Genomic DNA, 26,242 nt, shown 5'->3' on the forward strand with positions numbered 1-26,242 from the left:
GTGGATGCTGGTCGCACTTTTTTTGCTCTCAAATTTACACGGCGCCTTCATTTTTCCATTTCCTTTCGCTGCGAACTGTCACGATTTTACTTTCAATCAACATATTGATCCATTGAAGTGTGACCGGCGGTGAGGTCCAGATCAATCGTGCGGGTTATTCCAATTTCGTTGAGAAAAATAACATCGTGCGAAATCACGAGCAGCGTTCCTTCATATCCGTGAAAAGCGTTCGTAAGAATTTCTGTATTTTGAATATCCAGATTATTAGTAGGCTCGTCGAGGATGATCATATCCGGCGCCTGGTTGGCAATGGCGAGTAAACAGAGTACAAGGCGCATTTTTTCGCCGCCACTCAATGCGCTGCAAGGTTTTGTCCACTCCGTTTGCCCAAACAAATAGCGATTAAGCCGGATCTTGATCTCGTGTTCCTGCAATGCGCCGGAATTGAAGTGTTGTACCTGTTGATAAACTGTCAGCGAATTATCAATCAGCGAATATTCCTGGTCAATATAAATGGTTTTAATATTTGCTGAATCTATCGCTCCCTCAGTCGGTTGCGACTGCCCTAGGATCAGCTTGATAAGGGTCGTTTTACCCGAGCCATTTCTCCCTTTGATCGCAATTCTCTCGCCGCTGGTAATTTGGCAATTGAGAGGTGTTGTCCAAAGATTTCGTTCCAAATAGCTGAAATTGACCTGTTCGGCTTTCACGAGTATCTTACCTTTATGCAAGCCAGAATGATCAAAATCGATCTTCATTTTACCGGCGTCCAACCTCTCACTGCGCAACTGGCTCACTTCCCGTGCGATCGCCCCCGTCTTTTCCGTGTGAATATCTTTTATTCTGGCAGTGCTTTTTTCTGCATCGTTGCGCATCGAATTCATTAAAATTCGCGGCAGACCTGCTTTTTCCTGTTTCCTTTTGCCTCGCGCGTCCAGTTTTTGCTGCCGCTCCATCGTTTCCTTTTCAAGCTCTTTCGCCTTGCGCAATGCTTTTTCCTTACTTCGGATATCGTGACTCAGCGCCTCGTTTTCAATGTGTTTTTGTTCAAAATAAAAGTCATAGTTGCCGCCGTAAAGCTTGATTCCGTGCTGGCTCAGTTCGTAAACAGTCTGTGGAATGTTGAGTAATTGCTTGTCGTGGCTCACGATAACGAGTGTATTTGAGGTATTTTCAACGTATTCGTAAAGCATTTGTCGAGCAACCTGATCTAGGTGATTGCTCGGCTCGTCCATGAGCACGATTGCCGGGCTATGAATCAAAATTCCCGCCAGGTACACCTTCGTTTTCTGGCCGCCGCTCAATGTGTCCATTGCTTGTTCCAAATCCAGTTCCGGGATCTGCCAATGTGAGAAAGCCTTCTGATAGCGCTCTTCAATGCCCCAGTCGTCACCAATTATTGCGAGATTTTTTTCGGTGACGTTTCCTGCGAGGATATCTTTTAATGAATTGATTTTGTGGTCAATACCTAATGCTTGCGCTACGGTCAAGTCGTGCAGTCTACCGGTGATTTGTGGAACATAATACGGCTTAGAATCCGATTTTACATTGCCCGACGTCGGCTGCAAAATGCCCGCCATAAGTTTCAGCAATGTGGATTTTCCCGAACCGTTGTGCCCGATCAGGGATACTTTGTCATTTTTATGGATGGATAGATCGATCTGCGCAAACAGCAGATCTCCATTGGGATGCGCGTAAGCGACATCTTGCAGAAAAAGCATAATTCTTTCTTAAAATGAGTGAATAATTGCGGGCGCAAATGAAGATCTGCCCGTTTTATTTAGTCTGAAAGAAATTGCTTATCACATGAAGTCGCCTTGTTATTGAAGGTTACAAAATTAGGAAAAACATATTGAGGGAGCTAGCTATTCCTCCGATAATTCGATCCAGGTAGGCGCGTGGTCGCTGGATTTTTCCCACCCTCTTACTTCCTTGTCCACGCCGGCATTGAGCAGTCGTTTTTTGAGGTGCGGACTTAGGAGAAAATGGTCGATGCGTAGCCCGGCGTTTCGGCCGTATGCATTTCGGAAATAGTCCCAGAAAGTATAGATCACTTCGTTAGGATAAATTTTGCGCAATGCGTCTGTCCAGCCCTGGTCAACCAAATTCTTGAAAGCTTCCCTGACCTCGGGTCTGAAAAGCGCGTCATCGACCCAGCGCTCTGGCTTGTACACGTCAAGTTCGGTCGGCATTACATTGTAGTCACCCGCCAGGATCACGGGCACATCGTGGGTGAGCAGTTCGGCGGCGTGGGCATGGAGCCGCTCAAACCAGCCCAGTTTATATTCAAGCTTCGGGCCAGGCGCCGGGTTTCCGTTCGGCAGGTACAGGCAGCCGATGACCATATTGTTGATGATTGCCTCGATGTACCGGCTATGTGTATCTTCTTCATCACCAGGAAGTTCTCGCCGCAATTCCTGGATCTCGTGACCGCGTGACAGGATCGCGACGCCATTCCAGCTTTTCTGTCCGTGCCAGATCGCCTGGTAACCTGCATCTTCGATCGCTTTCAGGGGAAACTTTTCCTGAGGGGCTTTCAGTTCTTGCAGGCACACCACATCGGGCGCAGTTTCATGGAGCCAGCGAAGCAATACCGGCAACCTGCCATTCACGCCATTCACATTGTAAGTAGCTATTTTCATTTTAGTTGTTGATTCAAATTCTGGCTGTAACTGAGCAGTCTTTCGAGGTCTTCTTCTACGGTGAAATTGACCGGGTGTTCTTTCAGATATTCGCCGATCTGTTCTTTATATTTCGGGAAAAGGCGGGTAATGCTGGTCTTACCCGGAATCATGTACCGGTCATTTTTATCCACAAAAAAGTAAAGTATGCGGTGCCCGAAAATCGCTTCCGTATCCATCTTAAGTTTCCTCCCGCCCGGCGCATTCGCATTTGCATAGGAGCTGTAAGTAGTTACAGATGAGGCAGTATAGGATATTCCGTAAGGCCCGCCCTTTTCGTTACCGATCCGCGCGAGCAGATGTTTTTTGGCTAGTTTAATATCCCCGTAATTAGACACCATTTCACAAAACCCATATTGTTTTTCATTATAAAAAATTGCGCCCTGCATGTCGACTACCTTGATCATTTTCTTGTCGAGCAGTTCCAGTGTATCTTTTTGATCTTTTAAAAAGAGTATCTCACCGCTCAGGTAAGAATAGTTCAGCATAGCCTCCACCATCCGGCCACCGTAAAAAAGAACCTTACCCTTCTGAAAAGTCGGATATTGGAACTGGTCTGCAACAGGAATGATCTTGTCGGGATAATCTCCTGCCTTCACCTTGAAAGTAGGCCGGCTCTGACTGTAAGTGACCTGAAATGCGCCCGTAATGCAGTACAGAAGCAGACTTGCCGATATGAATATTTTCACTTGCGGAGATTTAATAGTGAATGCAGACTAATTGTAACAAGACCTGAACGACACTTACTTCATAAAAACAGAGCCGGCAGGCAGTTCGTCGGCGTGCGCGAAAGGTGCTTTGTATTGCCCGGTATATTTCGCTGCCAGCTGTGTTTTTCCCTGCGCTTTGGCACTCTGGTACAAGCCCATCAGCGACCATCCGTTCCCCGGGTTTTTTACCAGATCTGCTTTGTAAACCTGATCAGCTAATGCAGTCTGGCCACTTTTAATCAAAATATTACCTAAAAACTGCCTGCTCGGGATTGGCCAGTCTTTGGGTTCTGTGTATATCAGATTATCTTCCAGTTTCACCGCCGCTTGCAGACTGGCGATTGCTTTTGCCTGGTCTTTCTGTGCGTAAGAAATTACTCCGGTCAGGATCTTCTCGGCGATCCGCGCCATTTCAACCGGCGAATTGAAGGGTATCCTGCGTTTGGTGAGAATCGGGTCGTTGATCTTTTCACGAAGACTATTTAGTTCCTGCGCTGCAAGTTCTGTCTTGCCGGTATTCACGAGCGCGACCCCTTTCGCGAAGTTGGACAAAATGCCGGCGTAAGTCCATTTAGGGTCCAGTTTTACGGTATCGTTCAGTATCTGCTCCCATTTGCCCATTCTCACATTCACCATTACCGGCAGCATGAAAAGGTACTGATCGTAAGTCGTCTCGTAGGCAGGCGCAACACTTTTCCGGGCTCGCTGGCCGTAACGTAGCGCGTCTTTGTACATGCCGCCCGTCAGCGCGCAGTAGGTTTGAACCGCAAAATAATGAGGTGAATGCTTGTTCAGACCAAGATTTTTGGCGACCATATCGTAGCGCAAAAGGTTGTCGTCGGCGAGGTTGTTTACTTCCACGCCTTTGTAATACAGTCCGTTACGCTCATATTCGTGGCTCGCCATATGTACCATGTGCGCTACGCCGGGAAGCAGGTCGCGCAGCGTTTCGGCACTGCCCAATGCTACGCCCGGGTTCCGGGAAGCTTCCGTCAGGTGAATATGGTAATGCAGGGCTGCGGGGTGTTTTGGGCTTTCTTTCAATACTTTCTGGCAAAGTGCTACCAGTTCCGGTGTCCATGATTTGGCCAGGCCGTCGCGGTTCCAGAAGTCCCACGCGTGGAGCAGCATCACGGCATCAATATATAATACCTTAAATTCTTTCTCCTCCGGATGCTCAGCTACCAGCGATTTCATGCTTTTTGCATAAGCAGTATTCAGTTTTTGCCGCTCGGCGTCACCCGGCCCGTCGGAATACCGCGTGTTCATTGCCTTGATCAGCTTTTGTTCTTTCACGCCCGCGCTTGCAGCTGCCGCATTCATTTTAGCCAAAACTTCTGTAATCTCAGCCGGTTTCTGATAGCTGTGCGCCGCATTATAGTACGGTCCCATTGCAAGCGCCTGTCCCCAATATGCCATCGCGTTTTGCGGGTCGAGCCGAGCTGCTTCCTTGAAAGATGCCACGGATTCGCGCACGTGGTAGCTATAATACATATTCAAGCCCTGATCGAAATAGAACTGGGAACTGTCGACGGTAGTGGTGACCGGAAACGAATAGGAGCCCCAGCCGGGAAGTACCCCCACAAATTTTCCGTTTTCATCGAGGCCCGATTGCCGGGTATAAGCCGGCCCGCACATCGTTATATTTTCACTTGTATCCGAAGGAGTTGTATCGGACACAGTCAATTTCAGGGAAACCAGGCCGATGCAGTAGGCGGCGAGTAAAATAAGCGGGTTGAAAATATTCATCGGGTTGAATTTCGGTATTTTTTTAAAAGCAGGCCCAGGTTGCTGTAAGGCGATTATATTCTGAAATATAAGCATAAATGCCGCAAGTAATGTGCCGATCTCAGGCAGATAAATTATGCTCATTGCGCTTTGAGCTCATCATTATTTGGAATCATACCTAATTAGTTCTATAAAATATCGATATTTCAGTGTGATTTGAATATGGGCATGGTGAATATTGATTTTCATGTAGTGTTTGATATGTTACCCGCGCCGGCAGTGGTGCTGGAAGCTGATTCACCTGTTTTTACAGTCGTAGCTGTCAATCGCAAATGGCAGAAAGTGAGCGGATTATCTGCGGCTGATATGGTCGGCAAAGGGTTTTTTGAACACTTTAATCTTATGCCGGAGCAAAGCCGGCAGGAATGGAGCAGGCTGTTGGAAGATGTGAAACGTTCCGGTAACCCGCAACAGCTCGGCCCCGACGTTTTTTTTCAAAACAAACTTCACACCGGGGAGCAGGAAAGCAGCATATTTTCCTTGGATATAGTGCCCCTCGATCAAGGCCGGTTGCTGCTTGTTACTTCTACGGACGTAACGGAAACAAGCAAAGCCACACAAAGCGAAAATCTGATCCAAACCATAGACGGTATCGTCTGGGAGGCCGATGCTACCACTTTACAGTTTCGTTTTGTGAGTGATCAGGTAGAGAAGATCCTCGGTTTTACAGCAGCGCAGTGGCTTTCCGAACCCGATTTCTGGAAAAACCACATGCACGTTGCTGACCGAGCGGCGTTACCAGAGTTCTGTCCTTTGCTCTCGGAGCCGGGCGCCAGTCACCGGTTTGATTACAGAATGATCCGTGCAGACGGAGAAGTGGTCTGGATCCGGGATATTGTTACCATCGTGGGTCAGGAATCCGGCGCGTTGTTATGCGGTTTTATGGTTGACATTACCGAAACCAAGCGCCTGGAAGATGTGGAACGTTTGGAAAAAGTAGTGCTCGAGCTGAGCGCACAGAAAGACTCGTTGCTGACCGACGTACTCGATCGGTACCTGTTGGGGATCGAGCAGATCTTCCCGGATATGAAGTGTTCGATTCTGGCTATTAAAGACAATAAGCTGAAAAACTGGTCGTCGCCTTCTTTGCCGGAATCCTATATCCGGGGAATCGAAGATTTAGCGATCGGCCCATTTACAGGTTCATGCGGGACTGCGGCCTTTACCCGCGAACTGGTGATTGTAGATGATATTGCTACCGACCTCCGCTGGGAGCGCTACAAGGATATTGCCCTGGATGAGGGCCTGCTCGCATGCTGGTCACATCCTATTATCCTGTCAGATGGTACTGTAATCGCAACATTTGCAGCATATTATGACAAAATAAGGTTGCCGGACGCAGACGAGTTGAAACTTATCGATAAAGCGGTCGCGCTTCTGACTGTAATCCTGGAAAGCCGCCGCAATGCATCGCTTATTGCCGACGCGGCGATGCTCATTTCACAGGGGCAGGAGCTTGCGCGGCTGGGTACCTGGCAATGGGATACCGGTACGAACGAAATCGTGTGGTCGGATACGCTGTACACCATCTACGGACTGGATCGCGGCAGTTTTAAACCTTCTATGGACAACTACCTTGGGCTCGTGCATCCGTTGGATATGCAGCGGGTCCATGACAATATCCTGCATGCAATAGCCACTAAAAGCGAAGTCGAGTTTGAAGAACGAATTGTGCATTCCTCGGGAGAATACCGTTACCTGAAAACGTGGACAAAGACCAAGCTGGATGAGAACGGAAAGGTGATCATGTTGATCGGCGCGTGCCTCGATACGACGGCCAGCAAGAATATCCAGGATAAGCTGCTCGCGAGCGAGTCAAGACTGAGGAGCCTCGTCGATTCGCAAACCAACTACGTGGTACGAACCGACCTGTCGGGAAAGTACACTTATTACAACAGTACTTTCAACGAAGATTTCCGCTGGTTTTATAATAGTGACGATTTTCTCGGGATAAACTGCCTGATGGTCGTCTGCCAATATCATCGCGCCGACGCAATCAATGCGGTTAAGAAATGCCTACACAACCCGGGACATATGTGTACCGTTGAGCTGGATCACGTACAGCAAAGTGAAAAAGCACGGACAGTTTTCTGGCACTTCATCGCATTGACGGATTCCACTGGCGAGCCAACGGAAATTCAATGTATCGGCATCGACATTTCGGAGCGGAAGCAGGCCATTGACGACCTGCGGAAAAGTAACGAGCGTTACGAACTCTTGAATATGGCTACCAACGATGCGATCTACGATTGGGATATTATCAACGACCATGTGAAATGGGGCGACGGGTATGTAAGGTTATTCGGATTGAAGATCGGCACCGAAAAAATGAAGCTGGAAGAGTGGGCGAGCCACCTGCACCCGGACGATCGCGTTGCTACCGTACAGAGTCTGGAACTGCGGCTCGCCGATAAAGACCAGCAAAAATGGGTAGCTGATTATCGTTTTGAAAGGTTCGACGGGACTTATGCATTCGTGGAAGAGATCGGTTATATCCGGCGAAACCGGTCGGGGAGGGCAGTGCGTATGATCGGCGTGCTGCGCGATATTTCCCAGCAAAAACAGGAAGAGTATGAATTGAAATTGCTCGGGTCCGTGATCACCAATACAAATGACGCGGTACTGATCGCGCAATCGGAACCCGGCGATATTGCGCAGCTTCGGATACTTTATGTGAATGGCGCATTTACCCGTCTCACAGGCTACACGCCCGCCCACGTCATCGGTCAGAATCCAATGTTATTGAAGGGGTTCAACTTGCCTGAGAACGATTTTGCCAGACTTGCAGAAGCGATTACCAATGTAAAATCGCTGAAAGCGGAGACGCTGCACTACCAGCGTGACGGGCAGCACTATTTTATCAACCTCTCCATTCACCCCGTTGTAGATGCGGCTGGTACGCTTACGCACTGGATTTCGATCGGCCGCGACGTTACGGAAAAGCGCCGGTATGTATTTGAGATTGAAGAACGGAACAAGAAATTGCAGGAAATAGCGTGGATGCAATCGCACGTGATCCGGGCGCCGCTTGCCAGAATGATGTCACTGATCGACCTTCTCAGGAACTACGAGAATTCAGAAACAGAAAAAGACGAATTGCTCGAACATATCCTGCATTCAGCCCATTCACTCGACGATATTATCAGGGATATTTCATCAAAAACAGAAGATCTGGCCTAGAATGCGAACTTCAATCCGATAGCCAGATTTAAAATATCGCCCGGCGTAAGAAACCCTGTGTTCTGCACATAGCTGATCAGCATCAGATCGTATGTGCCGATCTCATAATACAATTCCAGTCCCCGCCTGCGCGAATGCATCGTCACTTCCCGACCGATTTTTCCGCCCGCGTAAATGCCCGGCCTGAATGCAGTCGCCCACCAATAGTAACCTTTCGGATAGTAGGCCGGCCACTTCGAGTCAAACTGTGGCCCGAACGTATAGCTCAGGTACATGCCAATTGAAACGGGCGCCAGGTAGTAGTCGTTTTTGAGCGCGACCCGCCAGGGCGAATAGGTCGTTTTTCCGGTAATGGTGATCAATGCGTCCCCGCCGAATTCTTCGGGCAGATAGCCGAAAAGGAAGTCGGTTTCGAGTTTTTTGTTCCTTGAATTATACCCAGGCCCGCCCGATAAAAAGCCTGTGCCGCCCGCGAATTGCAGCTTCATGTGATCGGGCAGGTACCAGCGCTTTGCCTTCGGACCTTCCTGCGCTTCCGCGGCAAAGGACAGCGAAGCAAGTATTAAAAGCAGATATTTACTCATTTCCTTAAAAATTAATACGTTCAACTTCTTGCCCGCCTTTCCATACCTTAATCTTCAAATAACCCCTGGCACCCATGCTCGTCGTGACCACGTAGCGAACACCGTCTTTGTAATATTCCCCGTCGTTGAATGAATGCTGGTGACCGTACAGACTCATGTGCACATTCGGGTTATTGCCGAGCAGCTCACCGTACTCTTTTTCAAGGTTCTTGTCAAAATCGTTGTCGTAAGGCGGAATGTGCGCGATCACGATCATATCCTTGTTTTCGGGGTTATCCGCCAGCTCCTTCCGCAGCCAGTTCACATCCGGTACAGTTCCGTCGAATGCGTATTCACGGGAATTGGTATTGATGAAAATGAATTTGTGGCTGCCGTATTCAAAGGAATAGTTCATCGGCCCGAACATTTTGCGGTAAGCATCGGGGCCGTTGGCGACAATATCGTGGTTGCCGATCACCGTCATATAAGGCACATGCAGCTTGGAAAGAATGCGGTTGACCCATTTAAATTCCTGTGAAAGACCAAAATCCGAAATGTCGCCTGCGTGGAGTACGAATGAAATATCCCGATGCTTGTTGGCACTTTTTACAAACTCTTCGGATTCGTCGTACCAGCGCTGCGAGTCACCCATCAATATGAATCTGAGGGTATCCGGCGGCGGCTGGGAAACGAGCGCGGCGACGTTCCGTGCATTGAGATTGGATTCTCCGTTATGAAGCGTGACCTGGTTGGGGTTGTATAAAAACAGGCTGTCGCAGGAAGAAAAGAAGAGCAGACTGACAAAGGGCAAAAAACGTAAAACGGGCTTCACTTTTGATAGGTTTTTAGAGGTATCACCTTACGCGAATTCGGCTAGGAGAGTCAGTAAATAACCGTTTCCCGGCGATTAAAATTCCTTAATACCGCGCTGAAACGTCATTCTAATAAATTTCTAAAATCAGAAAAGTGAGTAAAGGCATGACTTATTCGCCGGTACGGTTTTTGCACTTGTAACTGCATTACCTCATTTAAATAAGAAAGCAATGAAAATCAGAAATGTAGTAGGAACCCTGGTGTTAGCAATAATGACTTGCTCGCTATCGGCGCAAGTGGTTTCGAAAGACTCTATCAATCTATTGAAGGACCAAAAAGAGGCTCTTGAACTGAGCAAGAAATTAAATGACCGCAAACTGGAACTTGCGAAGCTGGAAAATGAGCTTCAAAGCAAAACCGACGAAGCAGCGAAAAGTGCAGAGGCCGCGCAAAAATCAGCAGACGCCAACAGGGAAGCTGCTGACAAGCTGGGGAATGATCCGCAAGACAAAAGGGCAGCACGACGGGCAAGCAAAAGTGCCGGCTCAGCCAACAAAGAGGCTAAGCGGGCAAGAAGAGCAGCCGATCAGCTCGATCGCCTGACAAAAGATATTGAAGAGCTGAAAAGAGATATCAGCAAAGACGAAGAAAAATTATCATCCTTGCCTGCGGGCACAGGAAAGTAAGGTAGCTTATTGCTTAATAACCTGATCCGGCCACGGGACCAGCTTTCCCGTGGTTTTAAAAGTGGGCCACTGTGCGTCCCACTTTTTTAGTTTTTGGGTAAATAGCTTCGCCAGTTCTTTCACTTTCGCAGGATTGGAGTCAGCCAGGTTATTTTCTTCACCAATGTCGGATTTCAGGTTATACAGTTCGAGACTGGCTTTCTTGTAATCATAGATCAGTTTCCAATGCCCTTTCCGCATTGCGCTCGCATAATGGATATTCGGACCTTCGTCGGGCGTCCAGCGATTGGGATGATGCCACACAAGCTCGCGCTGGTCGTTTTTGAGAGACGGGTTTTTAAGTATTTTTACAAAGCTTTCCCCGTCCGTTTCCTGTATCAGTTCAGGATTTTTTACACCCGCAATGTCTAGTATTGTTGGAAAGAAATCTTCGATAATCACATATTGCCCGGCCACGGTGCCCGGCTTCGTTACCTCTGGCCAGCGCACCAGCATCGGCTCGCGAATGCCGCCTTCGTATACGGAACCTTTGCCGGCTTTCAGCGGCAGGTTGTGCGTCCACGCTTTCCCTCCACGCGGTGGCGTGCGGCTCAATCCGCCATTGTCTGACATAAAAATGACTACCGTATTCTTCGCAATGTTCTTGTTATCAAGGTAGTCGAGCACATCACCCAGACTTTTATCCATTCCTTCCACAAGCGTTGCGTATTTCGCTTCAACGCTGTCGAGGCCCATTTTTAAATACCTGGCAAGATACCGCTGATCTGCATTGATCGGCGTATGCACCGCGTAATGCGAGAGATAAAGGAAAAAAGGTTGCTTTTCGTTAATTGGTTTTTCCAAAGCTTTCAGCGCCTCTATCGTAATCGCGTCACTCAAAAAAGTGTCTGTTCCGTGATAAGCTTCCAGGCCGGGCACTGCATTCCGGCTGGGCTTACCTTTCGCTGGCGCATCATAATTTTTCTTGCCGAGGTAACTCGCAGGATGCCCGATGGAGCTGCCGGCGATATTCACATCAAAACCCAGATTTGTAGGATCTGCACCTGGGGTACCGGAAGAGCCGAAATGCGCTTTTCCGCTTAAAATGGTGAAGTAGCCGTTATTCCGCAAAACCGCAGGTAGCGGAGTGGCGTGAAAAGTATGCGGAATGCCAGCCTCCGGGCTCAAACCATTGATATTCCAGTCAACCGCGTTGAAAACCGAGTCTGGATGATCCGTATTCTTATTCTGATCCGGCGAAGTCCAGTGCGTGACGCGGTGGTGCGCGGCATTCACGCCCGTCAGCAGGCTCACGCGGGTAGGGGTACAAACCGGCATCGCATAAGCATTGGTAAACTTGGTACCTGCTTTCGCCAGCCGCTCCATATTCGGGGTATTATATCTTTGGTTAAAAGAAGTTGTCTTGTTCCAAAAAGGCACCGAAGTATCCTGCCAGCCCATATCGTCGACCAGAAAAATGATGATATTAGGTTTCTGAGCAACTTGTGAGAAGGTATTCAGGCAGGTGATAATTACCAGTACAACAGGAGCAAACAGTTTCTTCATTTGATAATACAGGAAAGATTCACGAAGATAAGTGTGGCAAATTAAGTGAAAGAGACCTCCGTTCAAGTATAATATCCTGCCTTTTATCCTTTTTTGAAAAATTAATGTACATTTGCTAAACACTGTTTAGTATATTCACAGCGTATTGTAGAATCTATGGCAATCAAGGAGAGGAAAGAGCGGGAGAAGCAGGATATGAGGAACCTGATCATTGAATCGGCAACTCAGCTATTTTTGAAGCATGGTTACGACAAGACGTCAATCCGTAACATTGCTGAGGATATAGAATACAGTCCGGCTACTATCTATCTGTATTTCAAGGACAAAGATGAAATTTTCTATGTAATTCACGAAAATGCATTCGATCTCCTTGTCAAGCTTTTCCGCGAGCACGACACGATCAGTAACCCTTATGAACGCCTGGGCGCGATCGGTCGTACTTACATTAATTTTGCTTTTGAAAACCCCGATTACTACGATCTGATGTTTATCATGCGTGCGCCTTTATCGCAGATCAAGCATGAGGAAAGGTGGAATGCCGGCGAATGCGCATTCGGTTACGTGCTGGATACCCTGACTCAATGTCTGGATCAAAAACTGATCAGGCCCGCCGATAAATACATCACAGCCGTTTCTGTGTGGTCCTTCGTTCACGGACTAGTTTCCCTTTATATCCGGGAAAGAATGTGTATTCTGGAAATGCCCGACGATGTGGTACGGGATATTGTTAATGCCTCATTTGAAAATTTCTTTCAAAGTCTGAAAACGTAAAAAAATTTACCATTTGATGAACACTGTTTAGTAAATAAACATCACTTATTATGAATGCAATCTTTAAGGTGCCCTTGCGGCGGCTGTTGGGCTACGCTATTGTCTTTTCCTGTCTGTTTGGTCCGGTTGCGGCGCAGGATACAGTGCTTCAAAATTATATTGAGCAAGGTTTAAAAAACAACCAGGGTATCAGGCAGCAGGGTTTTTTGCTCGAAAGAAATATGTATGCGCTGAAAGAAGCCAGGAGTTTCTTTTTGCCGGAAGTTAATTTCAATACATCTTACCTTGACTCCCGCGGGGGCAGGAAGATCAGTATTCCGATCGGGGACCTGCTTAATCCGGTTTATAGCTCACTTAACCAGCTCACCAATTCGTCGGTTTTTCCTCAAGTCGATAATGTAAACCAGACTTTCAACCCGAATAATTATTACGACGCCAAGTTTAGGACCTCGCTCCCGATCTATAATGCGGAGATCATCTACAATTCCCGGATCCGGAAAGAACAGATCAATTTTCAGCAGGCGGAGCTCGACGTATATAAGAGGGAGTTGGTGAAAGAGATCAAGTTAAGCTACTATGCTTTTGTGCAGGCGAGGGAGGGCGTTAGTATCCTGGAAAATGCGGTGAAACTGGCTCGGGAGAACCTTCGCTTCAATCAGGCGCTGGTCAAAAACGACAAGGCGATCAGGACGGTGGTAAGCCGGTCGGAAAACGAGCTGATCGGTTTGGAGGCGCGGCTGGAAGATGCCAGGAATCAGTCACGCAGCGCAGTTGCCTATTTCAATTTTTTACTGAATAATCCGTTGGATACGCCAATGGAACTGACTGAAATGCAGGTCGATACTGTGCAAAACGGTAACGCAGAGCCAGGCCGGCGCGAGGAGCTTTTAAAGCTGGAATCCCTTTCCAAAATCAATTCGCTATCCGAGCAACTGGCCAAAGCGGCGGCGCTGCCGAGACTTTCCACATTCATCGACCTCGGCTCGCAGGGTGATTTTATCAAATTCAATAACGATACCCGCTATTATCTGTTCGGCCTCACGCTTGACTGGCGGGTATTTGCCGGAAACCGGGTTCAATATAAAGCCAAACAGGCGGCGTTGGAAAGCAAGGCAACCGGCCAGCAGATCGATCAGGTAGAGCAACAACTTGCATTACAGGTAGAAACCGCAGGTAACCGGCTCCGTTCGGCTTCTCAATTTTTCGAGGCTTCCAAAAGTCAGACTGCATTATCCCAGCAATATTACAACGATCAGCAAAAGCTTTACCGCGAAGGCCAGCTGCTGTATATCGAGCTTCTCGACGCGCAGAACCGCCTGATTGGTGATCAGCTGCAACAAAGTATTGCCTATCTCAACGTTCAAACCCGCTCCGCAGAATTGGAACGGGCGAGGGCCAGCTATGTATTTTCAAACTAAATCAATATGAAAACGACTACTCAAATTAACCTCATACTGCTGCTCAGCGCGGGAATCCTGCTGGCGGGCTGCAAGGAAGAAAAGAAGCCGGAAGAAACCGATCCGACAATTCCGGTAAAAATCATCAGTTCCACGTCGCTCGATCAGGCGCAGGCGGTGGAAACATCGGGGCTGCTAGGCTCGGATAACGAGGCGAGACTTTCATTTAAAGTTGGCGGGATTATCCAAAGTGTTTTGGTTAAAGAGGGCGACCGGGTTCGGAAAGGACAGGTGCTCGCTACATTGAATACTACTGAAATTGCGGCGCAGGTGAGTCAGGCGGAAGAGAATTTCCTGAAAGCGCAACGTGACGCGCAGCGGATTGGCAATTTGTACAGGGATAGTGTAAGTACGAAAGAACAGCTTGAAAATAGTCAGACAACTATGTTACTGGCTGAAAAACAGCTTGATATCGCCAGATTCAATATGTCGCAAACCAGGATCATTTCTACGACCGACGGTGTAGTGATCCAGAAAATCCAGAATGCGGGCGAACAGGTACAGGGCGGCGCGCCGGTGCTTTTCGTAAGCAGTACGAGCAACAAGGATTGGGTTGTTAAATGCGGCCTTACGGACAAGGATTGGGCGAGATTGAAGGGTGGCGAAAAAGCAGAGATCACTTTTGACGCTTACCCGCAAACTTTTACCGGAAAAGTAACTTCCCTCGCGCAGGGAAGCGAAGCGGGGTCGGGATTATATCAGGCTGAGATACAAGTGGATAAGCAGGCTTCCAAGCTGGCGAGCGGACTTTTTGCGAAAGTGAGCATTTACCCGAAAGAAAAAACCACCATGATTTCCGTTCCCCTGGATGCATTGATCGAGGGTGAAGACGATAGCGCTTACGTATTCGTGGCTGGCTCGGGGAAAGCACTGAGAAAGCAGGTGAAAATTGCTTACCTGTCTGGCGATAAGGCATTTATATTATCTGGTCTTGAAGCCGGGACTCAGGTGATCAGGGAAGGTTCCGCCTACCTCACAGACGGTTCGGCGATTAAAATTGTACAGTAAACGCAACGGACGAAATCATGAAATTACCTGAATTTGCTGTCAAAAATTACCAGTTTACGCTGGTTGTATTCCTGGCCGTACTGGCGCTGGGCATTTACTCGCTTTTCACGATGCCGAGGAGCGAAGATCCGGATATTCACCCGCCGCAATTTACAGTGGTAGTGATTTACCCGGGCGCGAGTCCGAAAGATATGGAGCAGCTCGTAGTCGATCCGATGGAAAAGAAGATCAACGAGCTTGACGATATGAAGCATATTATCACGGATATCAAGGACGGACTGGCTGTCATGCAGATCCAGTACAAATACAGTTCCGATCCCGACGATAAATACCAGGAAGTGGTGCGCGAGATCAATAGTCTGCGCGGGCAATTACCTGCCGATATTGCCGATATCCGAATTAATAAGCAGATACCGTCGGACGTAAGCATTTACCAATATGCGCTGATCAGTGAAAATGCCACTTATGCGCAGCTGAAAAAGCATTCGAAGGATTTTAAAGAGCAGCTTGAAAAGATTAAAAGTCTCAAAAAAGTTGACTACTCGGGCGTTCCGGAAAGGCAGGTGAATGTGAACCTGAACCTGCAAAAGATCGCCAATCAGCAGCTTACCCAGAACCAGGTGATCGCCGCACTACAAAGTGAAAACGTGAATGTGCCGGGTGGGAGCATTAGTATGTCGACCAAAAAGCTGAATATCAAAACCAGTGGAAATTACCGCACGCTGGATGAGATCGCCAATACGGTGGTTTCTACTGCCAATGGAAAAATAGTTTACGTAAAAGACGTGGCCGAGGTGAAGTTGGGTTATGAAGACGAAACGCACCTTACCCGGCTGAACGGTTACCGGTGCAGCTTCGTGAACGTGAGCCAGAAAGAGGGTGAGAATATCATTGCAGTGCAGGATCAGGTGATTCCCGTGGTAGAGAAATTTAAAGCTACTTTGCCCCCGAATATAGACCTGATCAAGGTTTTTGACCAGGCTAAAAGTGTCGACACGCGGCTTTCCCACTTTGCGCGTGACTTTGGTATCGCAATCATACTGGTACTGCTCACATTGCTGCCGCTGGGCACGCGGGCATCGCTGGTGGTGATGATCTCCATTCCGTTGTCGCTTGCTATCGGGTTGACTATCATGAACTTATTGGGATATAATATCAACCAGCTGAGCATTGTCGGGATGATCGTGGCGCTGGGTATATTGGTCGACGACAGTATTGTGGTGGTTGAAAATATAGAACGGTACCTGCGAATGGGCTATAACCGGGTGGAGGCTTCGATCAAGGCTTCGTCGCAGATCGGAATGGCGGTGGTCGGTTGTACGATATTGCTGATTTTCGCATTTCTGCCGCTGGTGTTTCTGCCCGAAGGCGCGGGCGACTTTATCCGCAGCCTGCCGCTTTCTGTGATCACGACGGTATTTGCATCCATGCTCGTTTCACTCACAGTAGTACCTTTTTTATCAAGTGTAATCCTGAAACCACACGCGAGCGAAGAGGGTAACTTCTTGCTCCGCGGAATGAAAAGGCTCATTCACGGCACTTACGGAAGTATTCTCGACAAGGCATTGAAGCGGCCTGCATTAACCCTGATAGTGGCCGGGCTGATCTTCGCCGGCTCGCTCGCCCTTATTCCGATGATTGGAAACAGCCTTTTTCCCAAGTCTGAAAAGCCGATGTTTCTGGTGGATATTGAGCTGCCGCAGGGTACCAACCTGAAGAAGACCAATCAGGTTGCCAAATATGTTGAAGGCGTTCTGAAACAGGAACCTTTGATCACATCTTTTGCGACGAATGTTGGTAAAGGAAATCCGCGGGTCTATTACAATGTGATCCAACGTAATGAAAGTGAGAACTTTGCGGAAATTTTTGTGCAGGTGGAAGGGCTGGAAACCGAACAGAAAGTGGAGGTGATCGAGCGGCTGCGGAAAAAACTGGAACGTTATCCCGGAGCCGAGATCAAGGTGAAGGATTTTGAGCAGGGGCCGCTGATAGAAGCGCCGCTCGCGTACCGTATCTATGGTGAAAATCTCGATCAGCTGCGCAAAACAGCATTCCGCGTCGCCGATCTGCTTGCCAAAACCGAGGGTACCATTTACGTAAATAATCCTTTGCTTGTGCAGCCGACTGATCTGAGGGTGAATATCAATAAGCAAAAGGCAGGTACCCTGGGTATTTCGTCCGCTGAGATTGATCGTACGGTCAGGCTTGGTGCGGCGGGCCTGAATGTTGCTACTTACCGGGAGGATGTGGGAAAAGCCGATAATTACAATGTGAACGTGTCGGTACCCCGAAATGCGTCGGTCCAGGATTACAGCGTTTTTGACAAACTATATGTGACCTCTGCAACCGGCGCGAGTATTCCCTTGAAAAATGTCGCGACGATCGAGCTGGAAAGTTCACCCAACCAGATCCGGCATTACGACAAAGATCGATACGTAACGGTTTCGGCATTCGTGAAGCCCGGCTTCAATGTGCAGCGGCTGAATGATGCGATTACTTTGAAGCTTAATGCATTCAAGTTTGAAAAAGGGCAGACTTTCACGGTGGCCGGCGAAAAGGAAAGTCAGCAGGAAAGTTTTGGCGGGCTGGGCCTGATCATTCTCGTGACGATATTCGGTTTTCTGGGTGTATTGATATTGGAATTCAAGACCTTCAAAAGCATCCTGATCGTACTCTCCGTGATCCCGCTGGGGATAGTGGGAGGTCTGGCGATGTTGTTTCTCACCGGCGAGACGCTTTCATTCACTGCTACCATTGGTTTCATCGCATTGGTGGGTATTGAAGTGAAAAATTCATTGTTGGTCGTAGACTTCACCAATCAACTGCGCGAGCAGGGAAAAGGGATCGAAGAAGCGATCATTGAGGCCGGTGAAATCCGTTTTGTACCGATTTTGCTGACTTCGCTCACGGCAATAGGGGGTCTGCTGCCACTCGTGATCGAGTACAGTGCGTTATATTCCCCGCTGGCGCTCGTGCTGATCGGCGGATTGATCAGTTCCACTTTGTTATCCCGGCTGGTTACGCCGGTGATGTACAAATTGCTGCCGCCGGAAATCGAGAGTAAAGTGCCTGTGAAAGAACCAGTTGAGGAATTGCAATGGTCGGTTACAAGCTAGCGGTTCCGCTGCCCGGCGCATTTCGTTTGGCTATCTTCTCAACCATTCTGCTGATGCGGATTTGAATGAGGCAGGAAGTTTCAACGAGCGGTACAGGTTTGCTGACGAGCTTGCGGCTCATCGGATCGTAACACCAGCGGGCGGCGGTGGCGTGGATCGCCTGCTCACGGTTAACCGGGCGCTCGGAACATTTGACAGATCTCGACAGCATGAATGCGCCGAATACCAAAAGCGTGGTGGAAGCGAACAGGATCGGTCGCCCGTAATGGGGCGCGTTGAGGCGTCGGCTGCGTGCGGACGCAGACCTGGTGGAGGTAGAAATTTTCAGGAACATGGCTAAGTTTTAACAGGGTATTGAATTGTTTTTCAAAATGCGCTGAAAACCGCCATTCTTGAAGCAGAACTATTTAAGCTGAGGGTTATATTATTTAAAATGCATATTGGGCTGATCAGCTTCCGGGCAGGTCAGCCCATTTTAGTCAAAAAAGCTTTTATATTATCCCGGTACCCCCGCGTCCATTTTATTTTGTCGCCAGTGGTCAGATGAATGATATACTCTCCGTTGAAGTAGGTTTCCAGCTCTGATATGTAGTTCATATTCACGATATTGGAGCGCCCCACGCGAATCATCACTTCGGGATCGAGGCGGCCTTCGAGACTGCTCAGACTTTCGTAGATCGTGTAGGTTTTAGCTGTGGTAAATAAGGAAATGTAGTTGCCGTCGGCTGAAAAATGGCTGATATCCTGGGTCTTGACCAGGTACATTTTACCCGCTTCCTTGACCAAAATTCTTTGCAGATAGTTGCCTGTCTTGTCCCGCTGATCCCGGAGCAAGTTACTGACGAGCTCCTCGATACGCGGCTGCGCTTTCTGGCCGAGCCGCTCTTTCGCCCGCCCGAGCGACTGGTGAAAACGCACCTCGTCAAAAGGTTTGAGCAGGTAATCGATCGCATTTACTTCAAATGCCCTGAGCGCATATTGATCGTAAGCAGTAGTGAAAACGACGAAAGGCTGGTGGTGTGACCATATTTCCTTCAATACCCCGAATCCGTCCAGTTCCGGCATTTGAATATCTATAAAAACGAGGTCTGGCCGGTGCTGCAATATTTTCACAACCGCTTCGGAACCATTCGAAGCCTCGCCGATCACTTCTATCGTGAGATCATCCTGCAAAAAAGTACGGATCACATCCCGGGCCAGGATCTCGTCATCAATAATCAGACAGGTATGTTTCATTTGGTTTCTTGATTGTGGTTTTGGGTTCACCTTCAAATGAAAGTGTTACTAGCGTGCCGCCTTCGGGTGGCCGCTCGAAGGTGAGTCCTGCTTCTTCGCCGTAAGCTTGCTGGAGTCTGGAAGTTGTGTTTTTTAGTCCGAGTCCCATTCCTTCGGTAGAAATTTTTGTGCCGATACCATTGTCATAAACCCTGATAATCAGTCCTTTTGCGCCCACTGAGCTGGTAATACGGATCAATGCATTGGTAGTCAGGTCGGAAATGCCGTGGGTGATCGAGTTCTCGACGAGCGGCTGCAAAATAAGCTGCGGAACCGGATACAATTCTGAGGCCGGGTCGATTTCGTATTCCACTTTCAGCCTATCCTGAAACCGGATCTGCTGAATACCTAGGTATTGCCGGGTGAGTTTCAGTTCTTCCTGCAAAGGTATAAAATCGGCTTTTTGGTTGATCAGCACCGCGCGGAGCAGGTCGCTTAGGGTAGTGACCATCACGATCGCTTTCCGGTTATCATTTTTAACCATCAAACTTACCACTGCATGTAAGGTATTGAACAAAAAATGAGGATTAAGCTGCATTTTGAGCGATTGCAGCTGGGCTGTGGCGAGCTGGCTACGGAGCTGTTCGTTATTAAGTTCCGTTTCGAAATGTTGCTGTTTCAGCGCCTGGTAACGATAAATGTAAGAAACTGTGTTGAAACCCACAACCAGCAGCAGGTACTGTGCAAAGCTTCCCGTGAATCCGAAATAGAAGGAAAACAGATAGCTTTCCATCGGAATTGACTGGCCTACCAGACTGAACATGAGTGGGTTGGTAATATAGTAATGCACCAGGTTCACAAATACATTTAAAAACGTGACGATGAGCAGGTGAATGAGCGTCGCTTTGAGCAGCGAGCCAGGCGTACCTTTAAACGCGAGCGGAAATTTGAGAGAAGCCCAGAGTACGAGCGGCGAAGTAGACCACCAGAAAAGCCCGTCGAGCAGCCAGATAAACGTTTCGTGCGGCCTGAATTCGTAACCTTCCCGCATGGGCCACAGCATCGTCAGCTGCCACAAAGTGATCAGGGCGAACAGACCCCAGTAATAGAAGGAATATTGCCAGAAATCTTTTTCAGACAGGGGCAACTGCGACTGATCGAGCAGTCGCCGCAAGAAATTTTTGTCTTTTAGGGACACTTTTATGAATAGAGGATGCGTGAGACAAATTTATATTCAGGGAAAGCATAGATAACAGGCATTTTACGTAAAGCGTGGGCATTGTTATTTAAAATGATTTCCCGGTTGCTAATTCTTACGGATATTTGCCGGATAGAACACAAGAATTGACTTTGGACCAACTACACAATGAGTAAAGGAAAATTTTCAGAAACGATGTTTGAAAAAGCGCCTATTGTCGGGATTATCCGCAATGTGGCACTGGAAGATGTGAAGCAGATCCTGCCGATCTTCCGGGAAGCCGGGCTCACGACCGTTGAGATCACGATGAATAAGCCCGATGCTGCCGAAATGATCAGCTGGGCGATTGCAAATGAAAGCGAGGGACTGAATATCGGCGCCGGCACGGTTTGTACAAAAGACGATCTGGAAGCTGCACTCGAAGCCGGAGCTCAGTTTATTGTGACCCCGGTGATCAACAAAAAAGTGATTAAATCCTGCGTAAAAAAGGGCATTCCGATATTTCCCGGCGCATTTACACCTACTGAAATTTACAACGCCTGGACGCTCGGCGCGACAATGGTCAAGATATACCCCGCCACTTCCCTGGGCCCCGAGTACATCAAAGACCTGAAAGCCCCGATGAACCAGCTCAAATTGCTGCCAACCGGCGGAGTAGGGCTCGAAAACATGACCGCTTTCTTAAACGCCGGCGCAAACGGCCTGGGAATCGGCGGGCAACTTTTTGACAAAAAATTAATTGAAGCCAAAGATTGGAACGGATTAAAAGCTCATTTTATGCAGTTTGTAGAGAAGTTGGGTTGATGCGTAATGCTCAATTGCGAGGCAAACTTTCGTCAAGCAAAATTTTCATGGAGGACCTTTTCGGTAGATAGTGTTTGCTTTGCCATTTCGAGAACGGCCAAAGCGGCTTCTTTTGAAACTGACGGGAAATCGTCCAGGAATTCGGAGAGATTTTCTCCTCCTTCAATATAATCAAACAAGTTCCTGATGGGAACCCGCGTTCCGGAAAACACGGGCGTGCCACTCATAATGTCCGGATCGATGCTTACTTGTCCAAAATTCATAGTTCGGTTTTCTTGATCTTCAAATCAATATACAAAAAATGGTGCAAACACGGATTCTCCGTTCGGCACTCATTCAAACAAATCCTCCGTCATTCTCTTCAAAACTGTGTTTTGATTTTGGTTTGAATCTGTTTTTTAATGAGTCCCAGAAGGTTTCCTGCTTCTTTTCCATTTGTACGTAAGGCGTGATCGTCATATTGCCGACTTGTTTGTGAAATGGCTTTTTCCGCTTTTCCTTGTCGAAAACAACAACGCTGTCATAAAAGGAGATACAGCTGATATTTCTGGTTATATCATTGTAAGTTAACTGGTTAGCTTCGTGAAGGTGGCTTTCGTAAAGCGGGTCGATGAGGCTTTTGGAATACTCTATAAATGTACCCGGCTTGCGCAATCCGCCGTAAAACTCCGTCCAGTATGAAGTGTGGGTATCTTCAACCAGATACACGCCGCCTTCCTTTACTTTCCCGAAAAGCGTTTCGAATGAGGTCAGCTGCTGGTCCATCAGGTGGCCGCCGTCGTCGATGATAATATCCAGATCGGGAATCTGCGCTGCAACACTTTCAAGAAAAGCTTTGTCACTTTGAGACCCGATGAAAATGGTCGTATTCTCCTCTTCTAATTTTTTGCAGTCCTGGTTGATATCAATAGCATAAATGTGTGCGCCGTCGCCAAAGTATTTCTTCCAGAGCTGCATGGAACCTCCGTGCGAAATCCCTATTTCCAGGATATTGACTTTTTGTCCGCGGTATTTGGCAAAGTGCTTTTCGTAAACATCAAAATAATGGTCCCACTTATGGACGAGATTTCCTTTGTGGCTGTAAAACAATTCTCTTAACGTCATCATTTTTTATGTTGGGTAAGGTAAAAACAGTAATATAGTTTTCAAACTTACTTTATCGATTGGATTAAACAGCATTTGAATATGGCTGACAGGGAATTTTACGGAGACCGGACCGTGAATCGGCTTGAAAAAGTAACTACGATCGTGTCGCGCATACTGTATATCGGTGGAACTGCTTTTGCCTTTTTGCTCTCCTTCGCAAGAATTGCGCACTGGCAGCAAATAAATGATCTCAACGACGAAAAGAAAACGGGAATACCCACATTTCAGTTTTTTCTTTTGCTGACAACTCCACTGGTACTCTCTTATTTGATCAAGAAAATTCCAGCTTTCGTCGGCAGAATGCGTAAAGCAAGGTTATATCCCCGGGAAACATTTATCCGGAAAGGTCACGGAACGATCCGGGATACGAAAACTAAAAAAGGCAATTACGAAACTCGGAGGCACTTTCTTCACATTGTTCATGCTCTGGATCCTGTTGGGGTGTGGGTGGAAGTTGACGAGGATATTTATCTGCGGGCGCGTAGCAACAATACCTTGCCCATTAGCTATCACCCAGAAAAACCCGGCATGATGTACGTTAATGTAGAAAAAGTAGAAACAGTTTAGTAAGTTTGGTAAAAATAATACTTTTAATATATTCGAAAAGAATAGTACTTATTTTCCATTCTTTTCGAACCATGCTACGATTTGCGGGTAAAGGTCAGCCAATACCTGCCCCTTTTTCCGATTTTTATAAAGCGGGACCAGAAACTGGTCAAATGCGGCAAACTTCCGGAAACCGCGCATTTCTACCAACATTTTTTCAGTATCACTAACCAATCTCTGTTGTTCGCTTTTCGGCGCATAATCTGCGTAGCGCAGGCAGACGAGCGCCCAGTTCATGTATTCATTGAAGGATTCCGACGGGCTTTCATAATATTTAGCGGGCTTGTCAGGATCATTCCAAATGCTGAGGTCGGTAAATGCTTTTTGGATTCGCGTCACGTACTCAGGTTTTTCGCTTTCGGGATTGATGAATGCGTGGTTCAATTCGGTGAACAGAATGCTGCCGGCGGCGACTAATTGTGCTTCATTTGAAAGTATGTGTGGCACTTTCCTGTTCCTGAATGGAAAGTTGACGTGCGCCTGCGCTTCTTTGAAGCCGTCGTAATTAAACCAGGTAGCTGACTGATTTCCGGCCACCAGCGGCGAGAAAATGATTTTGAAAGATTCGTATCGGGTCGACGGAAAGTTGGTATTCAGCCACTTCTGCATTTCGGGCACGCCGATCGAGTCGCGATAGGTGACGATCAGTTCATTGTAGTAGGGTTGGTGTTTAGCGAAGAACTCAGGGAAGTTACTTTTGACCAGAAAATCCTGTAAACCAGCGACCTGGTGTTGCAGATTATTGGAATTTGAAAATCCTATCCGATCGTAAACGGGGCTTTTTACCACTTTGTTACCTTCAAGCCCGAAAGAATATGCGTCCATTTTGAGGGCGGAATATGCATCCGATTCACTCAGTTCAGCATTGATACTTTTCACAACCGGCTCGTCGCTGAACTTGTCAAACCACTGCATGACGTCGGTGTAGTAGGGGGTGTTCTTCATAATCAGCCCGTTATCTTTCCGGCCTTCTGCGGTGAGGGCGAACACAATATTGATCAGCTCGTAAAAAGCAGGGATCTCAACCGAAGTTTTGCCGGAATGTGACTTTTTATATTCCTCAGAATAATGTGCACGCGGTACTATTGGAATGCCTTTGATCGCGGTACGGGCGCTGTCTTTTCCATTTACAAGGATCACAAATTCCTGAAAGCTGTTGGGTTTTACCTGGAATTGGATCGAATCCTGGTCGGTAATAAAGGTGACGGGAATGTTTGCCGCAGGTACATATACATCCAATATATCCGGTTTTACGCTAGCATCGATCCCCCAGGAACCTTCCTGAATATGCGTTCCGATCCTGATCTTGGCTTTTGGAGTGTTGGCTTTGATCACAGGCAATTGCTGGCCAAGCGCAGGGACAAATGTGAATAGCAGGAAAGTAGCCGTCGCAAATTGTTTGAAGGGTAATTGTAGCAGCATAAGTCACCGGGGTTTAAGTATTGGTCAATAAAATGCAGGTATCGTTATTTTCTATCCTTGTTTCGGTAAAATAACTTACGTAACTGCTTTTTTACTAATGAGAAAGCTAGCTGCATTTACCTCCCTGTACCTATTTGTAACCACCACGATTTTTGCCCAGAATAGCGCGCTGATTTCCGGCGCAGATATGGATTTTCTGAGAAAAATGACCCGGGATGTGCTCGACAGTTCGCGCATTCGCCCCGGGCAAAGCCTGCCGGCGCCTTATGGGAAAAACAATACCGGTGGAACGCTCATCCGTCCCGGCGGCCGGAGCACTTACCCTTCGTTCTGGATACGCGATTATGCGATGTCACTGGAAACAGGAATGGTTACCGCAGCCGAACAAAAACACATGCTGATACTCACCGCAGCCACTCAATGCGACCAAACGTGGATTACGAAAGGCGGAAGTATGGTGCCGTTTGGCGCGATTGCAGACCATATTCGCGTCGATGATAATAGGCCGATCTACTTTCCCGGCACCTACGATTACATCGGGCAGGGAACGGAAGAGTACGGAATGACGCCGCCGTATTGCGATCAGTTTTACTTTATAGAAATGGGTTATCACTATTTCAAAACGACATCTGATACGCAGTTTTTTCAACATAAAACCAATGGAAGCACAATACTGGAAAGACTTGAAATCGCATTTCGAGTTCCGCCAGCAGATCTGACGGATCAGCTCGTTTTTACAAATGAAACTTTCAGAGGCGTGGATTTCGGATTCCGCGACGCGATCCGGATTACCGGGAAGCTGGTATATCCTTCCCTATTGAAATATCGCGCGGCAAAGCAGCTCGCAGCGCTTTTTGAGAAAACGGGTAACAGAGAAAAAGGGGCATCCTATTTGAAGATTGCAGAAACGATCAAGCGAGCTATTCCTGCAACGTTTCTGGATAAAAATGGAATGCTGCTGGCTTCGACAGGCAAAAGTGCCCAGCCTGATGTGTGGGCTACTGCATTGGCTTCCTATTGGGGTATTTTGGATAAAAAGCAGGTCGAGATCGCGAGTTCTTTTCTTGCCGCCGCATTTAAAAAAGGAACATTATCCTACAAAGGAAGTGTGCGGCACGTATTGACCGACCAGGATTTTAATGAAAAAACGGCCTGGGAAAGTGCGATCGTTCCAAAAAACACGTATCAGAATGGATCGTATTGGGGCACTCCCGTGGGCTGGGTGGCATTGCTGATTGCTCAAACCGAACCGGAGTCTGCCAGGAAGTTGCTTGCCGAGTACATTGCCGAGCTGCGCGAAAATGATTACAGAAAAGGGCCAACCTTCAATTCTCCGGTTGAATGCTTTACGGCGGAAGGTATTCGAGGTCCGGTGTACCTGACTACCGTGAGCTGCCCGCTGATCGCATTGACCACCAACCAGCAGTAGGTTACAAGCCAGCTCAGGTTGTAGCGAAATACGATTTGTTGGCTTTCCGGCAAGTATAGTTGAGCCGCCTGGTATTTTTAACAGCAAGATTTGATATAAAACTA

22 protein-coding genes are annotated in these 26,242 nt (G+C 47.8%); 9 read left to right on the forward strand and 13 right to left on the reverse strand.

Annotated features, from left to right (window positions below):
• Positions 1 to 92 precede the first annotated feature (92 nt).
• From KOD92_RS08750 to KOD92_RS08765, 4 genes are all read right to left on the reverse strand, one after another.
• Positions 93 to 1,721: an ABC-F family ATP-binding cassette domain-containing protein gene (locus KOD92_RS08750; RefSeq protein ID WP_215233161.1), complete on the reverse strand. Its 1,629-nt coding sequence runs from the start codon at positions 1,719 to 1,721 to the stop codon at positions 93 to 95.
• Between the two features lie 144 nt (positions 1,722 to 1,865).
• Positions 1,866 to 2,642 (reverse strand): exodeoxyribonuclease III, encoded by a 777-nt coding sequence (gene xth, locus KOD92_RS08755; RefSeq protein WP_215233162.1) that lies wholly within the window; start codon positions 2,640 to 2,642, stop codon positions 1,866 to 1,868.
• Positions 2,639 to 3,370 (reverse strand): hypothetical protein, encoded by a 732-nt coding sequence (locus KOD92_RS08760; protein WP_215233163.1) that lies wholly within the window; start codon positions 3,368 to 3,370, stop codon positions 2,639 to 2,641. Before KOD92_RS08760 ends, xth begins: the two co-directional genes overlap by 4 nt.
• A gap of 54 nt (positions 3,371 to 3,424) precedes the next feature.
• Positions 3,425 to 5,263, reverse strand: coding sequence for a tetratricopeptide repeat protein (locus KOD92_RS08765; protein WP_229254600.1), 1,839 nt, complete (start codon positions 5,261 to 5,263; stop codon positions 3,425 to 3,427).
• An 84-nt stretch (positions 5,264 to 5,347) separates the two neighbouring features.
• Here KOD92_RS08765 and KOD92_RS08770 point away from each other — a divergent pair, with 84 nt between their 5' ends.
• Positions 5,348 to 8,359, forward strand: a complete 3,012-nt coding sequence (locus KOD92_RS08770) for a PAS domain-containing protein (protein WP_215233164.1) — start codon at positions 5,348 to 5,350, stop codon at positions 8,357 to 8,359.
• Here KOD92_RS08770 and KOD92_RS08775 read toward each other — a convergent pair.
• Positions 8,356 to 8,943: a hypothetical protein gene (locus KOD92_RS08775; RefSeq protein ID WP_215233165.1), complete on the reverse strand. Its 588-nt coding sequence runs from the start codon at positions 8,941 to 8,943 to the stop codon at positions 8,356 to 8,358. The genes KOD92_RS08770 and KOD92_RS08775 overlap by 4 nt on opposite strands.
• Positions 8,944 to 8,947: 4 nt before the next feature.
• Positions 8,948 to 9,754, reverse strand: coding sequence for a metallophosphoesterase family protein (locus KOD92_RS08780; RefSeq protein WP_215233166.1), 807 nt, complete (start codon positions 9,752 to 9,754; stop codon positions 8,948 to 8,950).
• A 211-nt stretch (positions 9,755 to 9,965) separates the two neighbouring features.
• Between KOD92_RS08780 and KOD92_RS08785 the strand changes: the two genes are divergently transcribed.
• Positions 9,966 to 10,421 carry a hypothetical protein gene (locus KOD92_RS08785; RefSeq protein WP_215233167.1) on the forward strand — a complete coding sequence of 152 codons (456 nt, stop codon included), beginning with the start codon at positions 9,966 to 9,968 and terminating at the stop codon, positions 10,419 to 10,421.
• Between the two features lie 6 nt (positions 10,422 to 10,427).
• On the opposite strand, the gene KOD92_RS08790 is transcribed toward KOD92_RS08785, so the two are convergent.
• Positions 10,428 to 11,966 (reverse strand): sulfatase, encoded by a 1,539-nt coding sequence (locus KOD92_RS08790; RefSeq protein ID WP_215233168.1) that lies wholly within the window; start codon positions 11,964 to 11,966, stop codon positions 10,428 to 10,430.
• A 156-nt stretch (positions 11,967 to 12,122) separates the two neighbouring features.
• On the opposite strand from KOD92_RS08790, the gene KOD92_RS08795 reads away from it, so the two are divergent.
• Genes KOD92_RS08795 through KOD92_RS08810 form a run of 4 tightly spaced genes read left to right on the forward strand, consistent with a single transcriptional unit; the run spans position 12,123 to position 18,318 of the window.
• A complete protein-coding gene (locus KOD92_RS08795) occupies positions 12,123 to 12,737 on the forward strand; it encodes a TetR/AcrR family transcriptional regulator (RefSeq protein WP_215233169.1) in 615 nt (204 codons plus the stop codon).
• A gap of 50 nt (positions 12,738 to 12,787) precedes the next feature.
• Positions 12,788 to 14,155 (forward strand): TolC family protein, encoded by a 1,368-nt coding sequence (locus tag KOD92_RS08800; RefSeq protein ID WP_215233170.1) that lies wholly within the window; start codon positions 12,788 to 12,790, stop codon positions 14,153 to 14,155.
• A 6-nt stretch (positions 14,156 to 14,161) separates the two neighbouring features.
• A complete protein-coding gene (locus tag KOD92_RS08805) occupies positions 14,162 to 15,202 on the forward strand; it encodes an efflux RND transporter periplasmic adaptor subunit (RefSeq protein WP_215233171.1) in 1,041 nt (346 codons plus the stop codon).
• 17 nt (positions 15,203 to 15,219) lie between these two features.
• On the forward strand, positions 15,220 to 18,318 hold the full coding sequence (locus tag KOD92_RS08810) for an efflux RND transporter permease subunit (protein WP_215233172.1): 3,099 nt from the start codon (positions 15,220 to 15,222) through the stop codon (positions 18,316 to 18,318).
• Here the strand turns inward: KOD92_RS08810 and KOD92_RS08815 are convergent.
• The 3 genes from KOD92_RS08815 to KOD92_RS08825 all read right to left on the reverse strand — a co-directional run bounded on the left by KOD92_RS08815 (position 18,308) and on the right by KOD92_RS08825 (position 20,707).
• Positions 18,308 to 18,529, reverse strand: a complete 222-nt coding sequence (locus KOD92_RS08815; RefSeq protein WP_215233173.1) for a hypothetical protein — start codon at positions 18,527 to 18,529, stop codon at positions 18,308 to 18,310. The two genes, KOD92_RS08810 and KOD92_RS08815, sit on opposite strands and share 11 nt — an antisense overlap.
• Before the next feature lie 254 nt (positions 18,530 to 18,783).
• Positions 18,784 to 19,554: a LytR/AlgR family response regulator transcription factor gene (locus KOD92_RS08820; protein ID WP_215233174.1), complete on the reverse strand. Its 771-nt coding sequence runs from the start codon at positions 19,552 to 19,554 to the stop codon at positions 18,784 to 18,786.
• Positions 19,529 to 20,707, reverse strand: coding sequence for a sensor histidine kinase (locus KOD92_RS08825; protein ID WP_229254601.1), 1,179 nt, complete (start codon positions 20,705 to 20,707; stop codon positions 19,529 to 19,531). Before KOD92_RS08825 ends, KOD92_RS08820 begins: the two co-directional genes overlap by 26 nt.
• Before the next feature lie 192 nt (positions 20,708 to 20,899).
• On the opposite strand from KOD92_RS08825, the gene KOD92_RS08830 reads away from it, so the two are divergent.
• Positions 20,900 to 21,535, forward strand: a complete 636-nt coding sequence (locus KOD92_RS08830) for a bifunctional 4-hydroxy-2-oxoglutarate aldolase/2-dehydro-3-deoxy-phosphogluconate aldolase (protein ID WP_215233175.1) — start codon at positions 20,900 to 20,902, stop codon at positions 21,533 to 21,535.
• A gap of 32 nt (positions 21,536 to 21,567) precedes the next feature.
• Here KOD92_RS08830 and KOD92_RS08835 read toward each other — a convergent pair whose 3' ends face one another.
• Together KOD92_RS08835 and KOD92_RS08840 are read right to left on the reverse strand one after the other, a co-directional pair.
• Positions 21,568 to 21,798: a DUF433 domain-containing protein gene (locus KOD92_RS08835; protein WP_215233176.1), complete on the reverse strand. Its 231-nt coding sequence runs from the start codon at positions 21,796 to 21,798 to the stop codon at positions 21,568 to 21,570.
• A 73-nt stretch (positions 21,799 to 21,871) separates the two neighbouring features.
• Positions 21,872 to 22,642: a class I SAM-dependent methyltransferase gene (locus KOD92_RS08840; protein ID WP_215233177.1), complete on the reverse strand. Its 771-nt coding sequence runs from the start codon at positions 22,640 to 22,642 to the stop codon at positions 21,872 to 21,874.
• Between the two features lie 78 nt (positions 22,643 to 22,720).
• Between KOD92_RS08840 and KOD92_RS08845 the strand changes: the two genes are divergently transcribed.
• Positions 22,721 to 23,248, forward strand: a complete 528-nt coding sequence (locus KOD92_RS08845) for a hypothetical protein (RefSeq protein WP_215233178.1) — start codon at positions 22,721 to 22,723, stop codon at positions 23,246 to 23,248.
• A 48-nt stretch (positions 23,249 to 23,296) separates the two neighbouring features.
• On the opposite strand, the gene KOD92_RS08850 is transcribed toward KOD92_RS08845, so the two are convergent.
• Complete coding sequence (locus KOD92_RS08850) at positions 23,297 to 24,709, reverse strand: DUF4932 domain-containing protein (protein ID WP_215233179.1); 1,413 nt, start codon at positions 24,707 to 24,709, stop codon at positions 23,297 to 23,299.
• A 97-nt stretch (positions 24,710 to 24,806) separates the two neighbouring features.
• On the opposite strand from KOD92_RS08850, the gene KOD92_RS08855 reads away from it, so the two are divergent.
• The gene (locus tag KOD92_RS08855; RefSeq protein WP_215233180.1) at positions 24,807 to 26,138 is read left to right on the forward strand and encodes a glucosidase family protein; all 1,332 of its coding nucleotides are present in this window, start codon (positions 24,807 to 24,809) and stop codon (positions 26,136 to 26,138) included.
• The last annotated feature ends 104 nt before the right edge of the window (positions 26,139 to 26,242 follow it).

Origin of the sequence: Dyadobacter linearis (assembly GCF_907165045.1) — a bacterium.
Taxonomy (GTDB): Bacteria; Bacteroidota; Bacteroidia; order Cytophagales; family Spirosomataceae; genus Dyadobacter; species Dyadobacter linearis.